Annotated in this window: 13 protein-coding genes; 4 read left to right on the forward strand and 9 right to left on the reverse strand. The window is 64.5% G+C overall.

Going from position 1 to position 14,405, the window contains the following annotated elements; genetic code table 11:
- Positions 1 to 102 precede the first annotated feature (102 nt).
- Positions 103 to 1,056, forward strand: a complete 954-nt coding sequence (locus tag AC1ROB_RS04640) for an acetyl-CoA carboxylase carboxyltransferase subunit alpha (RefSeq protein ID WP_492973478.1) — start codon at positions 103 to 105, stop codon at positions 1,054 to 1,056.
- A 307-nt stretch (positions 1,057 to 1,363) separates the two neighbouring features.
- Here the strand turns inward: AC1ROB_RS04640 and AC1ROB_RS04645 are convergent, their stop codons facing one another.
- The 6 genes from AC1ROB_RS04645 to AC1ROB_RS04670 form a co-directional block, all read right to left on the reverse strand.
- Positions 1,364 to 1,969 carry an alpha/beta fold hydrolase gene (locus AC1ROB_RS04645; protein WP_492973477.1) on the reverse strand — a complete coding sequence of 202 codons (606 nt, stop codon included), beginning with the start codon at positions 1,967 to 1,969 and terminating at the stop codon, positions 1,364 to 1,366.
- Between the two features lie 250 nt (positions 1,970 to 2,219).
- On the reverse strand, positions 2,220 to 3,278 hold the full coding sequence (locus AC1ROB_RS04650; RefSeq protein ID WP_492973476.1) for an ABC transporter substrate-binding protein: 1,059 nt from the start codon (positions 3,276 to 3,278) through the stop codon (positions 2,220 to 2,222).
- Between the two features lie 276 nt (positions 3,279 to 3,554).
- On the reverse strand, positions 3,555 to 4,196 hold the full coding sequence (locus AC1ROB_RS04655; RefSeq protein WP_492973475.1) for a glutathione S-transferase family protein: 642 nt from the start codon (positions 4,194 to 4,196) through the stop codon (positions 3,555 to 3,557).
- A gap of 147 nt (positions 4,197 to 4,343) precedes the next feature.
- On the reverse strand, positions 4,344 to 4,799 hold the full coding sequence (locus tag AC1ROB_RS04660; protein WP_492973474.1) for a MaoC family dehydratase: 456 nt from the start codon (positions 4,797 to 4,799) through the stop codon (positions 4,344 to 4,346).
- A 9-nt stretch (positions 4,800 to 4,808) separates the two neighbouring features.
- A complete protein-coding gene (locus tag AC1ROB_RS04665; protein WP_492973473.1) occupies positions 4,809 to 5,996 on the reverse strand; it encodes an epoxide hydrolase family protein in 1,188 nt (395 codons plus the stop codon).
- A 1-nt stretch (position 5,997) separates the two neighbouring features.
- A complete protein-coding gene (locus AC1ROB_RS04670) occupies positions 5,998 to 6,624 on the reverse strand; it encodes a LysE family translocator (protein WP_492973472.1) in 627 nt (208 codons plus the stop codon).
- Positions 6,625 to 6,792: 168 nt separating this feature from the next.
- On the opposite strand from AC1ROB_RS04670, the gene AC1ROB_RS04675 reads away from it, so the two are divergent.
- The gene (locus AC1ROB_RS04675; protein WP_492973471.1) at positions 6,793 to 7,917 is read left to right on the forward strand and encodes a peptidoglycan-binding domain-containing protein; all 1,125 of its coding nucleotides are present in this window, start codon (positions 6,793 to 6,795) and stop codon (positions 7,915 to 7,917) included.
- On the opposite strand, the gene AC1ROB_RS04680 is transcribed toward AC1ROB_RS04675, so the two are convergent.
- The 3 genes from AC1ROB_RS04680 to secA all read right to left on the reverse strand — a co-directional run bounded on the left by AC1ROB_RS04680 (position 7,914) and on the right by secA (position 12,376).
- Positions 7,914 to 8,486, reverse strand: coding sequence for a hypothetical protein (locus AC1ROB_RS04680; RefSeq protein ID WP_492973470.1), 573 nt, complete (start codon positions 8,484 to 8,486; stop codon positions 7,914 to 7,916). The two genes, AC1ROB_RS04675 and AC1ROB_RS04680, sit on opposite strands and share 4 nt — an antisense overlap.
- Positions 8,487 to 8,528: 42 nt before the next feature.
- Entirely contained in the window at positions 8,529 to 9,530 is a 1,002-nt protein-coding gene (locus AC1ROB_RS04685) for a DUF2891 domain-containing protein (protein ID WP_492973469.1), read from the reverse strand.
- 131 nt (positions 9,531 to 9,661) lie between these two features.
- A complete protein-coding gene (gene secA / locus AC1ROB_RS04690; RefSeq protein WP_492973468.1) occupies positions 9,662 to 12,376 on the reverse strand; it encodes a preprotein translocase subunit SecA in 2,715 nt (904 codons plus the stop codon).
- 263 nt (positions 12,377 to 12,639) lie between these two features.
- Here secA and dapE point away from each other — a divergent pair, with 263 nt between their 5' ends.
- Both dapE and AC1ROB_RS04700 read left to right on the forward strand, forming a co-directional pair.
- Positions 12,640 to 13,848, forward strand: coding sequence for a succinyl-diaminopimelate desuccinylase (gene dapE, locus AC1ROB_RS04695; RefSeq protein WP_492973652.1), 1,209 nt, complete (start codon positions 12,640 to 12,642; stop codon positions 13,846 to 13,848).
- A complete protein-coding gene (locus AC1ROB_RS04700; RefSeq protein ID WP_492973467.1) occupies positions 13,832 to 14,404 on the forward strand; it encodes a hypothetical protein in 573 nt (190 codons plus the stop codon). The genes dapE and AC1ROB_RS04700 overlap by 17 nt, the downstream gene beginning before the upstream one ends.
- Position 14,405 lies beyond the last annotated feature (1 nt).

The following is a 14,405-nucleotide window of genomic DNA, read 5'->3' on the forward strand; positions in this document are numbered from 1 at the left end:
ATAGCATGATGCGGCCACCCCCGGAAGATGTGGAAAACTTAGGGAGATACAAGGGTTTAGGAGGTTTGTCCGCCGCCGCGATCCATGCTAAACGATGCCCCCATGCGCTCTTATCTGGAATTCGAGAAGCCGATCGCTGAACTCGAGGCGAAAATCGCCGATCTGAGGAAGCTGGTCGACAGCGGCAACACCGATATCGCGGAAGACCTGGAGAAGCTGGAGGCCAAGGCCGCCCAGCAGCTGCAGAGCACCTACGCCAAGCTCGGCGCCTGGCAGAAGACCCAGGTCGCCCGCCACCAGGACCGCCCGCATTTCGCCGATTACATCGCCGGCCTGGTCGAGGATTACGTGCCGCTCTGCGGTGACCGCGCCTTTGCCGAGGATGGCGCCATCACGGGTGGTCTTGGTCGTTTGCGCGGCCGCGCCGTCATGGTCATGGGTCATGAAAAGGGCCGCGGCACCGAGGGCCGGGTGAAGCACAATTTCGGCATGGCCAAGCCGGAAGGCTATCGCAAGGCGATCCGCCTGATGCGCATGGCCGACCGTTTCCGCCTGCCGGTCGTCACCTTGGTCGATACCGCCGGCGCCTATCCGGGCGTGCAGGCCGAGGAGCGCGGCCAGGCCGAGGCGATTGCCCGCGCCATCGACTGCTGTCTGGATATCCGAGTCCCGCTCGTGGCCGCCATCGTCGGCGAGGGCGGTTCGGGCGGCGCCGTGGCGCTGGCCGCCGCCAACCGCGTGCTGATGTTCGAACACGCGATCTATTCGGTGATCTCGCCCGAAGGCTGCGCCGCCATCCTGTGGAACGACAATGCCAGGGCGCCCGATGCGGCCGAAGCTTTGCGTGTCACCGCCGATGATCTGCTGAAGCTCAAAGTCGTGGACGAGATTGTGAAGGAGCCGCTGGGCGGCGCCCATCGCGATCCGGCCCGGGCGATTGCCTCGCTCGGCGATGCGCTGGATGCCAACCTGCGCAGCCTGGTCGGCCAGGAGCCGGGCAGTTTGCGCGAGGCACGCCGGCGCAAATTCCTCGATATGGGCGCGACTGGCCTTTAAGTTTCGGTCAAGTCCTTGATGCGGCTGGACCATGCCGGTCCGGCTGCGGCCGATTGCAGGCCGATGCGATCCCGTTGCGGGCCGATTGGGTCCCATGCGAGGCCAATTCGGTCCCATGCAGAGCCCATTCTGTCCCGTTGAGGACCGATTGAGTCCAAGTCTGTCCCGCTGATTTTTCACGATGTCCAACAGCAGCGTCATTGAGATGGTGCTGTCGGCATTTGATTCAAGTGATTCGTCATTCCCGCGAAAGCGGGAATCCAGACTGCTGGGTAGACTGGGCTCCCGCTTTCGCGGGAGCGACGATTTATGGCGATGCTATGAAGCGCTGCACCAGCGGCGCGATCTCGGGCGCGCGGTCCTGCGCAAAACTGTGCGTGCCGCCGGCGATGACATGGAACTGGGTCTTCGGCAGCAGCGAGGCCAGATGGCGGCCGACGCTGACCGGGCTGATGGTGTCGGCATCGCCCCAGAGCAGCAGCGCCGGCTGCTGCACGCCGGGAATCTCGGCTGAGTGGTCGGCGCGCGCCTGGGTGATCCAGTCGGCGGCCTGCGGATATTCGGCGCGATAGGCGGGTCGCCAGTCGGCGGCGCCGAAGCGCATCACGTCGATGCCGCCGCTGGCCGCCGTGAAGACCAACTTGCGGATCTTCTGCGGATAGAGCAGCGCCAGCCGCAGCGCGAAGATGCCGCCCATCGACTGGGCGAGAATGACATTGTCGTCATCGGCCAGCTGCGCGGCGGCATAGGCGGTGAGAGCATCGAGGCTGTCATAGCCCGGGCGATGCTTTTCATGGCCGAGGCCGGGCCAGTTCAGATAGGTCTTGGCATAGGTCTCCGGCAGCAGGCGTCCGAGCGAATGCCAGAACTCGGCCGCGCCGCCAGCGCCGGGCAGGAAGAGGAGATGCGTCATGCGGGGAGGATGCGTCAGTGAACGGCTGCCGTCACGCGCGGAGTTGTACTGGTGCAATGCGTGGGGACTGGAACGTTAAAATAAAACCGTCGCCCTCGGATTTATTCCGAGGGCCTATCTGCGCGACCCGACGCGCCGATGGTTGGGATGGACCCTCGGGACAAGCCCGAGGGTGACGGTTGGGGGATTATCAAAATCGTCATGCCACGCAAGTGTGGCATGACGGAAGGGACTGGATGGCTCGGGCGGGTTACGCGATCTTGCGCATCTCGGCTGAGGGCAGGTACTTGTCGGTCCAGATCGCCTCCACCGGGGCCACCTTCTGCAGGTTATAGGCCTGGGCGATGGTGTTGATGCCACGCTGCAGCTTGGCCTTGTCGATGGCGCCGATGCCCAAGGCCTTGCCTTCCACCGTCTTCACCTGGTTGTCGAGCACCCATTGCAGGCGCTCCTGCTCGATGTCGTGTTTGAGCAGCGCATCGGCCTTCAGCAGCGAATCGGTGACCGCCTTTGGGTCCTTCATCGCATCCTGCCAGCCGCGGCAGACCGCGCGGCAGATGCCGGGAATGGCGGCCTCGTTCTCTTTCAGGAATTTGCGCGAGACGACGACCGAGTTGCCGTAGAAATCGAGGCCGTAATCGGCATAGAGCATGATCGACACGTCCTCGCGCTTCATGCCCAGCGATTTCAGGTTGATCCAGACGGTGGAATCGAAGCCGGTGACGGCATCCACTTCGCGCCGCATCAGCTGGCTTTCGCGCAGGCGCAGATCGACATTGTTGAACTTCACGCCGGCCGGATCGAGGCCGTTCACCTTGAAGAAGACCGGGAACAGCTTGTAGGCGTTGTCGGTCAGCGGCCCGCCCACGGTCTTGCCGATCAGGTCGGCCGGCTTGGTGATCTTCGCGGTCTTCCAGCTGACGATGGCGGCCGGGGTGATCTTGTAGATGTTGAACACCGCGAGCGGCACCTGCTCGGGGAAGCTCGCATAGAATTCCGACAGCGAGGTGAGATCGGCGAAGCTGACATCATAGGTGTTGGACGATACGCGCTGCAGCGCATCGGCGCCGGCCGCCGGGTCCATCGCGGTGATCTCGATGCCTTCGGCGGCGAAGTAGCCTTTCTCGAAGGCGTAGATGAAGGGCGAGTTGGTGCCGTTGCGCGGCAGGTTGAGCGAGAACTTCACCGGCACCTTTGCGGTCTGCGCATAGATGCGTTTCGGCACGAAGGCCGCCGTGGCCGCGAGTGCGGCGCCGCCGGTCAGGAGGCTGCGGCGGCTGGGGCGCAGGATGCGGGAGGAAGCAGGCATGGGAGGCTCCGTCGGCTTGTGATTGTATGCACGAGCCTAGGGTGCGCCTGCTTTTCCGTCACGAAATATTATTGCGTGAATTTTGTGCAGATGGCGAGGATTCGGCCATTGTGTTTTCTGCCGCTGCGGCGGCGTCGGACATGACGGGCCAGCCTGCCTGAAAATTGGAAGTCTTTCCTGCGTCGCTCCCGCGGAAGCGGGAGCCCAGTCGATCCGCTGTTCTGGATTCCCGCTTTCGCGGGAATGACGACAGGGGCTTAGCTCTTCCAGTGCGCCTTACTTCCAGTGTGGGGGCCAGGTCTTCTGGACGATCGGCAGAGCCTGCATGTGCGCCATCCAGGCCGCCATCTTCGGCGGGAACAGATCGGCCGGAATGGCGTCGGGCTTGCGCAGGCGGAAGCGCGCGATGATCGCCAGATGCGGATAGAGCGTGTAATCGGCGGCCGAGACGATGGCGCCGCTCAGGAAATCCGCCTTGAGCTGCGGTTCCCAGCGCAGCAGTTCGTCTTTCACGTCGGTCACCGCTGCGGCCAGTGCTGCGGCATCGGCTTTCTCAGGCGGGGCGAAGACCGCATCGAACAGATGCTCGATCTTGGTGCCGACATAGTTGTCGGCCTCGCGGATCATGCGGCGCTGTTCGGCGCGCGCCCGCGTATCGGCGGCGAGCAGGCGTGGCTGCGGCCAGCGGTCCTCGACATATTCCATGATCGCGGCCGACTCGCGCAGGACGAAATCGCCATCGATCAGGGTGGGCACGCGCTGGCGCGGATTGAGCGCGGTATAGTCCGGCGTCTTGTGACCGCCCTCGCTGAAGGACAGAACCTTCAGCTCATAGGGCACGCCCTTGTGTTCCAGCGCCAGCCAGATGCGCCAGGCATAGGCCGAGCCGGAGCCGTAATAGAGCGTGACGGTGGTCATGATGGCGGGTCCCCTGGGAAAGCGTGCCGGCCTGAGAAAGGGCGGCGTATAAGGAGAGTCAATATCACAAACACGGTCACCCGCGGACTTGATCCGCGGGTCCCATTGAATGGCATGCCCAAGGCAAGCCCGGGCATGACGACAGAGCTACTGGGGCCGTTTCAGCACCAGCTGGGTGCCGAAGAAGCTCATCACCGTCTCACCCTTCTGGTTCTCGATCCAGTATTTCATCTTCACGATGCCGCGGTCGGGCTTCGACTGGCTTTCGCGCGTCTCCAGGATGCTGGCGCGGCCATAGAGCGTGTCGCCTGGCCGCACCGGCAGGAACCAGCGCAGCTCGTCCAGGCCTGGCGAGCCCATGCTGCCCTTGCCCAGCAGGCCGGCGTTAAGCAGCATGCGGAAGCCCAGCAGCCCGGTCTGCCAGCCGCTGGCGATCAGGCCTTTATAGGGCGACTGCTCGGCAGCCAGCTTATCGAGATGAAACGGCTGCGGATCGTAGGTGAAGGCAAAGGCCAGGATTTCGGCTTCCGAAATCGTCACGCCATCGGCCTTGATGATCTCGCCGGCGCTGTAATCCTCAAACCAGCGTTCGCTCTTGCTCATGATGCTGCTTCATACCTGCATGTTGCGGAAAAACATCTGCACGTCGGCGACGAAGGCGTCGGGCTGCTCCATCGCCACGAAATGCCCGCCGCGTTCCAGATCGGTGCGGTGCGTCACATGGTAGCCGCGTTCCAGCCAGCCTTTCGGCGACGGCGGCACCAGGTCCCAGGGCGGCAGCAGGAAGCCGGTGGGGCTGGAGACGAAATCGCCGGGCTGCATGGCCAGGTCGCCGTTCTGCCGTGCCGCCCAGTAGATCCAGGTCGCGGTCGCCGCCGTGTCGGTGAGCCAGTAGAGCGCAATGTTGGCGATCAGGTGATCCATGGCGAAGGGCGGGTCCTGCTCGGCCGGGCCGCGCGGGAAGCCGTGGAATTTCTCGACGATCCAGGCGGCGAGGCCGGCCGGACTGTCGCTCATGGCATAGCCCAGCGTGGAGGGCTTGGTGCTCTGGATCGCCAGATAGCCGGCCTCGCTGCCATGCAGCTTCTTGGCGCGCGCAATCCATTCGCGCTCGGCCGTGCTGAGCGGCGTCGACTCTTTGCTCAGCGGCGGGCGCAGCGGCACCATGTTGAGATGCAGGGCTGCGGCATGATGCGGATAGTCGATGCCCATCCAGCTGGAGACGATGGAGCCCCAGTCGCCGGCCTGCACCAGGAAGCGGTCGAAGCCCAGCACCTCCACCATCAGGTCGCACCACAGTCGCGCGATCGCCCGCGGCCCGATCGGTTTCTCGATCGGCATGGAAAAGCCGTAGCCGGGCAGGGTCGGGCAGATCACGGTGAAGGCGTCTGCGGTCTTGCCGCCGAAGCGTTCGGGATGCGCCAGGCGTTCGATCACGTCGATGAACTCAAACACCGATCCCGGCCAGCCATGGGTGAGCAGCAGCGGCCGTGGCGTATCGCCCGATCCCGGTTCGATCAGGAAATGGATGGTCTGCAGCGTCCCCGTATCGGGGCGTTTCAGCTTCACGCGATACTGCAGATGGGCGTTGAGCTTGGCCTCCCAGAGCCGCCAGTCGAAACCGTCGCGCCAGCGCTCGATGAAGCGCCGCATATAGGCGCCGTGGCTGCCGTATTGCCAGGCAGCATTCATCGGCTCGGCGGGAAAGCGCGTATGGCTGAGCCGCATCTGCAGATCGGCCAGCGCCGCATCGGCGATCTCGATGCTGAACTTTTCCGCCGCAGGCGCCAGCCGCAGCATGTCAGGCCTTTTTCAGCGACGCGGTGAGCAGGCCGGCGCCGATCAGCATGGCGCCGCCGGTGCGGTTCATGATCGTCAGGGCGCGCGGACTGGCGATGCGGCTGCGGGCCTTGCCCATGAGCGTGATGTAGAAACCCTGGATCAGGGTGGCCAGCGTGCAGAAGGTGGCCATCAGCGCGATCACCTGCGGCCAGAGCGGCAATGCGGCGTCGATGAACTGCGGCAGGAAGGCGGCGAAGAACAGGATGCCTTTCGGATTGAGCAGCGTGACCAGGAACGTCTGGCGCACCGCCTTCCAGGCGCCGCTGCGCCGCTCGGTTACGGGATCCAGATTCATCGGTGGCGCGCGCCAGAGCTGGATGCCGATCCAGACCAGATAGGCCGCGCCGATCCATTTCATCACCGTGAAGGCCTCGGCCGACGCCGCCAGCAGCGCACTGAAGCCCAGCACCGAGAGCGTGATGGCGCAGATATCGGCGAGCACGACGCCGACCAGACTGGTCAGGCCGATGCGCCAGCCGCTGGAGACCGTATGGCCCAGCACCATCAGCGTGGTGGGGCCGGGGATCATGATCATGATCGCGGCGGCGGCGGCAAAGGCGAGCCAGAGTTCGAGACTGACGGGCATCGTGCGGATTTCCTCCCTGTATTCCGTCTCTGTATCGTCCCAGCCAGCCATAGGCCGGCCGGTCAGTGCAAGGGGGAGGATCATAAGAACATTAAGAGAATTTAATTTGATGAAATCAGAATAATATCCTATATTATGTTCTTTGTTTGATCCATATGGAGCTATGCCATGACCCTGCTGCCGAGCCGTTCCGGCCGTGACGATGCCGCGCTGGAGATCGACCGCCTGTTCGGGGCCGATCCCGGGCCCGCGCCGGAGCCCGATCCCCTCGGTCGCATCGGGGCCGGCGATCCGGCCTGGGAGGCGGTGCGCGGCCGCTGGATGGCCGGCGCGCCGCTGCGCCAGCTGTTCGGCGACACGCTGTTCCGCCTGACCGACACCGTGGGCCGTGGCCGCAGCAACCGGCGCGGCGATGTGTTCAAGCTGCAGGCCCTGCTGCATCGCGAGGGTCTGCTGGATGCTGCGGCCACCGGCGGGCCGACCGGCTACTGGGGTCCGCGCGACGATGACGCCATGCTGCGCTTCCAGACTGGCGCCGGGGTCACCCCGGACGGCTGGGCCGGCCCCGGCGGCGAGACCATCGATGCGCTGGAAAGCGGCTACCGGGCGTCGTTACCGGCTGCCGCGCCGGTGCGGGTGGCGCAGGCCGCGCCGCTGCCGGGCCTGACGGTGACCGGCGATGTCGCGCCCGCCGGGCGCAATCCCGGGTCCGCCTCGCCGGTGCATGAGGCATTCCGCGCCGCCCTGCATGAGCAGGAAAGCAGCACCAGCGGACATCACGGCTACGACGCCGAGAATGACGGCGCCTATGGCCGGTATCAGCTGCGCCAGCCGGCGCTGCGCGATGTCGGCCTGATGGACGCGGCCGGCAACTGGACCGGCAAACACGGCGTGCGCAGCCTGGCGGATTTCAAGCGCAACGCCGAGGCGCAGGAACAGGCCTTTGCCGATCTGATGGCGCGCAACGAAACCTATATGCGCCGTCTCGATGTGCTGAAGCATCTCGGCCAGGAGGTCGATGGCATCAAGGCGCGGTTCAGGCTCACCGAAGCCGGCATGGCGGCGGCGGCGCATCGCCAGGGCGCCGGCATGCTGAAAGCCTATCTCGATTACCAGCGCCGCCATGGCTGGAAGAGCGATTTTACCCGGGTCGACGATGAGGGCCGGGCGGCGGTGGCGGCGCTGCAATCCGGCATCGCCGATCCGCAGTCGGCCGAACAGGTGTTCAAAAGCGTGGAAACGAGGCTGCGGCTGTTTGAAAAAATCCCCTATCGCCGCGGCCCGGAGCGCTAGGGCTTGTCGGGCTTCTGCCAGCTGGACAGCGGCCAGAGCTGCTGCCGGTCATCGCCGTAATCGTAGATGCTGATCCAGGTCTGCGCCGGGCCGTTCCCGGCATCCGGTATGGTCAGCTTCAGGATCTCGTCCCGGTAAATGAAGTGCCGCAGCGGCTGGGGGTATTCGGCCAGCCGCCAGCCGATACCGAAGACCAGCGTCTCCTGCGGTGTGCGCAGCGCCGCATGAACCAGGGCGCTGGTCCAGTCGACGACGATCATCACGGTTTCGGTCGTCTCCGCCTTCGTATAGTCGGCGCCGGCGGAGTAGCCGACCACAACCAGATTGAACGGCGGCGCATAACCGATCGGTACCGGCAGCGCCAGATTGGCAATGCGCGGATAATATGGCCCGGTCAGTTCGCGCAGCTTCGCCTCGACGGCGGGATGCTTCAGAACCAAGTCGATATTGTCGGTGGCGATGGCGCGGGTCAGCTCGGTGTAATCGCCGATCCTGGTCATGTCGCTGCTGCCGGCGTGCGCCGGCTGCGCAAGCAGGATCAGGATCGACAGAAGAATGAAGCGGCGCATGGCGTCAGCATACTGCGGGAGCGCCGATGTTGTCTGCCGGTTTCAGTCCGTCGCCAGGCCTTCAATGCCGAGTGCGGCAAAGGTGGCGAGCCAGTGCTCACCCCCGTATTCACCGCTCTCCAGGAAGGGCAGGCTGGCGGCTTCATGCAGCGTCGCCGATTGCAGCAGGCCGGACTGGTCGCCGGGCAGTTTTGCAGCGATGCCGCGCAGGCACCAGGCGCGGCTGAGGTTGAGTCCGTCCAGATGCACGCCCTTGGCATCCGCGCGGTCGGCCACGATGGCCGGCGTGAAGATGGTGGTGGCATCGGGCAGGAAGCGGTTCCACCACGCGGCGAAGTCGGTATCGGGCAGCAGCGCGGCCATCAGCAGCGCCTCGGTCAGCGCGCCCGACAGAAAGTCGTCGCCATTGGGTTCAAAGCGCGCCGGATAATCCGTGTCCTTGCGGAAGACGCGTTCGGCATAGGCGGCAATCGCCGGCTCCAGCGTCGGCTCCTGTGTCACGCGGGCATAGTGCAGTGCCAGCAGCAGGCCGAAGGCGGTGTTGAAATGCGTGCCGACGCGGATCGGATAGGTCAGCTTCTCCATATAGGCGGGGAAGCGCTGCACGATGCGCTGTTCCAGCGGCTTGAGCGCCGCGCGCCAGGTCTGCGCCTGCGGGTGATCCCATTGCGAGAGTTCGGCCGAGAGCGCCAGCAGCCAGCCCCAGCCATAAGGCCGCTGCCAGGTGCCGCGGCCGGACGCGTCGAGATAGGCGGCTTCACCGGCGCCGGCTGCCGCCGTGAAGAACTGCGCGAACAGCGCTTCGGCTTTGGCGGCGCCGCTTAAAGCGGGATACCGGCGCAGGCAGCGCGTCAGCAGCCACCAGCCATGCACGCAGCTATGCCAGTCGTAACTGCCCCAGAAGATCGGGTGCAGTTTGTGCGGCGGCAGCACATCGCCGGCATCGTTGTTGAAATGCGTCAGGTTGTTGGGGAATTCGCGGTCGAGATTGCGCAGGGGCAGCGCGGCGAAGCGTTCGGCCTGGGCCAGAGTGAGCTGGGTCATGTGGCGAGAATGGCACAGACGGGAGGATCAATACAGATCGTCATCCCGGCGAAAGCGGGGATCCCATTTGTTTGTGAAACGAAGAAAATGGGATCCCGGGCAAGCCCGGGATGACGGCCCCGCAGGGACCGTCACTTGCCGTGGCAGTATTTGAACTTCTTGCCGGAGCCACACGGGCAGGGCGCGTTGCGCGGCGTTGCTTTCCAGGTGCTTTCGTCATTCGGATCGACGGCGGCGCTGCGCGCCTGCGCCACCGGACGCGACGGCAGACCTTCGGCATCCGCGCCGCCTTCCAGCGGCTCGCCGCGGCTTTCATGCATGGGCTGCGACGGCCGGGCGAATTCCGGCGGCGGTTCGTCGTTGCGCACTTCGACGCGGGCGAGGATGGCGGTCACCTGCTCGCGCACGCGCACCAGCATCTGTTCGAACAGCGTGAAGGCCTCGCGCTTGTATTCGTTCAGCGGGTCTTTCTGCGCATAGGCGCGCAGGCCGATGGCCTGACGCAGATAGTCCAGGTGATGCAGATGTTCCTTCCAGGTCTGGTCCAGCACCTGCAGCAGCAGGCTGCGTTCGACCATGCGCATCACATCGGGGCCGAAATTGGCGGCCTTCTCTGCCATGCGGCGTTCGACCGCATCGGCCAGCCGCTCGCGGATCTGCTGCTCGGCGATGCCTTCTTCCTTGGCCCAGTCGACGATCGGCAGATCGAGCGCGAAGATGCGCATCACTTCCGCCTGCAGGCCGGCCGAATCCCACTGTTCGGCATAGGCCTTCTCAGGGATGTGGCGGGTGACCAGTTCGTCGACGATCTCGTCGCGCATGTCGGCCACGGTATCGGCCACATGCTCGGCACCCATGATCTCGATGCGCTGCTCGTAGATCACCTTGCGCTGGTCGTTCATCACGTCGTCGTATTTCAGCAGGTTCTTGCGGATTTCGTAATTCCGCGCTTCCACCTTCTGCTGCGCCTTTTCCAGCGCCTTGTTGATCCAGGGATGGATGATGGCTTCGCCTTCCTGCAGGCCGAGGCGCTGCAGCATGCCTTCCATGCGCTCGGAGCCGAAGATGCGCAGCAGGTCGTCTTCCAACGAGAGGAAGAATTTCGACGCGCCCGGATCGCCCTGGCGGCCGGAACGGCCGCGCAGCTGGTTGTCGATGCGCCGGCTTTCATGGCGTTCGGTGCCGATCACATAGAGGCCGCCGGCTTCGCGCACCCGGTCTTTTTCGGCGGCGACTTCGGCGCGGATCTGCGCCTCCATCTTCTCTTTCAACTCGCCGTCCATGCCGGCGGTCTCGCGCAGGATACGCATCTCGGCATTGCCGCCGAGCTGAATATCGGTGCCGCGGCCGGCCATGTTGGTGGCAATGGTAACGGCGTTCAGGCGACCGGCCTGGGCGACGATATAGGCTTCCTGGTCGTGATGGCGCGCGTTCAGCACGTTGTGTTCGATCTTGCGCTGCTTCAGGTAATCCGACAGCAGTTCCGACTTCTCGATCGACACGGTGCCGACCAGCAGCGGCTGGCCCTTCTCGCGGCATTCGGCGATCAGCTTGACGATGGCTTCGTATTTCTCGCGCGCCGAGCGATAGACCTCGTCATCGGCATCGATGCGGGCGACGCCGACATTGGTCGGAATCTCGATCACTTCCAGGCGGTAGATATCGGCGAATTCGGCGGCTTCCGTCGAGGCCGTACCGGTCATGCCGGACAGCTTGGGATACATGCGGAAGTAATTCTGGAAGGTGATCGAGGCCAGAGTCTGGTTCTCGGTCTGGACGCTGACGCCTTCCTTGGCTTCCAGCGCCTGGTGCAGGCCGTCGGAATAGCGGCGGCCTTCCATCATGCGGCCGGTGAATTCGTCGATGATGACCACCTTGTCATCCTTGACGATGTAATCCACGTCGCGGGTGAACAGCACATGGGCGCGCAGCGCCTGGTTGGCGTGGTGCACGGCGGCGATGTTTTCGATGTCGTAGAGCGATTCCGACTTCAGCAGGTCGGCGGCGCGCAGGATCTGCTCGATATGCTCGGTGCCGCTTTCGGTAAAGTTCACCGAACGCTGCTTCTCGTCCTTTTCGTAATCCTCGGGCACCAGCTGCGGGATCAGCGCATTGACCTTCACATAGAGGTCGGTGGTGTCTTCCGACGGACCGGAAATGATCAGCGGCGTGCGCGCCTCGTCGATCAGGATGCTGTCGACTTCATCGACGATGGCGAAGCTGAAGGGGCGCTGCACCATCTGCTCGCGCTGGAACTTCATGTTGTCGCGCAGATAGTCGAAGCCGTATTCGTTGTTGGTGCCGTAGGTGACGTCGCAGGCATAGGCCGCGCGGCGCTCCTCGTCGTCCAGGCCATGCACGATCACGCCGGTGGTCAGGCCGAGGAAGCCATAGACGCGACCCATCCAGGCGGCATCGCGGCTGGCGAGATAGTCGTTCACGGTGACGACATGCACGCCCTTGCCGGCCAGGGCATTGAGATAGACGGCGAGCGTGGCAACCAGCGTCTTGCCTTCGCCGGTCTTCATCTCGGCGATGCGGCCATCATGCAGCACCATGCCGCCGATCAGCTGCACATCGTAATGGCGCTGGCCCAGCACGCGCTTGGCCGCCTCGCGCACCACGGCAAAGGCTTCGGGCAGCAGGTCGTCCAGGTCTTCGCCGGGCTTGCCGTCGCGGCCGGCCAGACGCTGCTTGAACTCGACCGTCTTGGCCTGCAGGCCGGCATCGGTGAGCGCGGCAATTTCCGGCTCCAGGTCGTTGATGGCCTGAACCGCTTTGGAATATCCCTTGACGGCGCGGTCGTTGGCCGAACCGAACAGCTTCTTGGCGATCGCGCCGAACATGCCGTACCCCTGAAAATGCCGCTAAATATGCGTCGCCAAACGAGAACCGGGCGACGAAACCCGGCATTAGATATGCATTGCCCCGGCCTGTGTCAACGAAGGGGGGTGCGGTAAATCCGCCCGTAAAGCGCCGCGAACAGGCCCAGGCCGACCGCATTGACCCGCGCCGTTTCAAGGGGTTACATCGCGCTTTCGCCGAAAGCGCCCAGAACTTCCCCTATCCCAAGGTCATTCCCGTGTCTGCTGCCCCTGTTTCTGCCGCTATTCCTGATCCCGTAGAGCTGTCGCAGGCGCTGATCCGCTGCCCGAGCGTGACCCCGAGCGACCAGGGCGCGCTGGGGGTGCTGGAACAGGCGCTGACCGGTCTGGGCTTCACCTGCGAGCGGCTTAAATTTTCGGCAGCCAACACCCCCGATGTGGAAAACCTCTATGCCCGTTGGGGTGCCGGCGCCATCGGCACAGCGGGTGCCGGCCCGAATTTCTGCTTTGCCGGCCATACCGACGTGGTGCCGGTGGGCGATGCCAAGGCCTGGACCGTCGATCCCTTCGGCGCCGAGATCATCGAGGGCCAGCTTTATGGCCGCGGGGCCACCGACATGAAGTCGGCGATTGCGGCTTTCGTGGCCGCCACCGGGCGTTTCCTGGCCGCGCGCGGCAATGCCCTGAACGGCCGCATCAGCCTGCTGATCACCGGCGACGAGGAAGGCCCGGCCATCAACGGCACCACGCGGGTGCTCGACTGGCTGAAGGAAAAGGGCGAGACGCTCAGCGTCTGCGTGGTGGGCGAACCGACCAATCCGCTGAAGCTGGGCGAGATGATGAAGATCGGCCGGCGCGGCTCGCTGACCGCGCGCCTCACCGTGCATGGCATCCAGGGTCATGTCGGTTATCCGCATCTGGCCGACAATCCGGTGCCCAAGCTGCTGGATATCTTGTCAGCGCTGAAGTCGCGCCGGCTCGATACCGGCAACGCGCATTTCGAGGCGTCGAACCTGGAGATCACCACGGTGGATGTCGGCAATCCGGCCAACAATGTGATTCCGGCCTCGGCCAAAGCCGTGCTCAACATCCGCTACAATACCGAACAGACTGCGGCCGGCCTGAAGGACTGGATCACCCGCACGGTGGAAGCCGTCTGCGGATCGCAGAGCGCCAACCGCGCGCTGCAGGGCACGCGCTTCGATCTGGTGCTGGAAGACGGCGCCATGCCCTTCCTCACCAAGCCGGGGCCCTTTGTCGCCGCGATGGCGGAAGCCGTGAAGACCGGCACCGGTCGGGTTCCTGAATTAAGTACGACGGGTGGCACGTCGGATGCGCGCTTCATCCAGGCCTATTGCCCGGTGGTGGAATTCGGCCTCGTCGGCCAGACCATGCACAAGGTTGACGAGCGCGCCGGCGTGGATGACATCCGCGCGCTGAGCAAGGTCTATGAAAGCATGCTGCAGCGGTTCTTCGATGCCGCCGTCGTTTAAAGTCGAAGTTGCCAACGCGCTGCGCGGGCTCGGCCTGCTGCTGCGCGGCGATGCGGCGGCCCTGCTGCATTTCGATCTGTCCGAGGCCGGTTTCTGGCGCAGCTTCCGCGCGCCGCTGATCATCGGCGTGGTCTACGTGCTGCTGCTGCCACCCGAAGGGCCTGTCGGCGAAGCCGATCTCGGCTGGCCGCTGTTCGCGCTGGTGCAGTTCGTCCAGTTCCTGCTCGCCTGGGGCATATATTTGGGGTTGATTGCAGGGTTAAGCCGCATGTTTGGGTTGAGCGGCCGCTATGCCGTCTTCGTTGTCCTGTACAACTGGGCCCAGGCCATCGTGACGGCCGCCAGCCTGCCGATCCTGGCCGGCGGCGCGCTGCAGCTGATCCCCGGCAGCGTGCAGGTCGGATGGAGCACAGCGCTGCTGCTGGCGTGGTTTTACATCGTGGTGCAGACGGCGCGGCATGGCTTGCAGGCAACACTGCCGGTGGCATTGGCGGCGGCGATTTTCGATCTCACCGTCAGCCTGGTTCTATATCGACTCGGCGATCTGCTGTTCTGAC

The organism is Ferrovibrio sp. GW821-FHT12F09 (assembly GCF_058806775.1).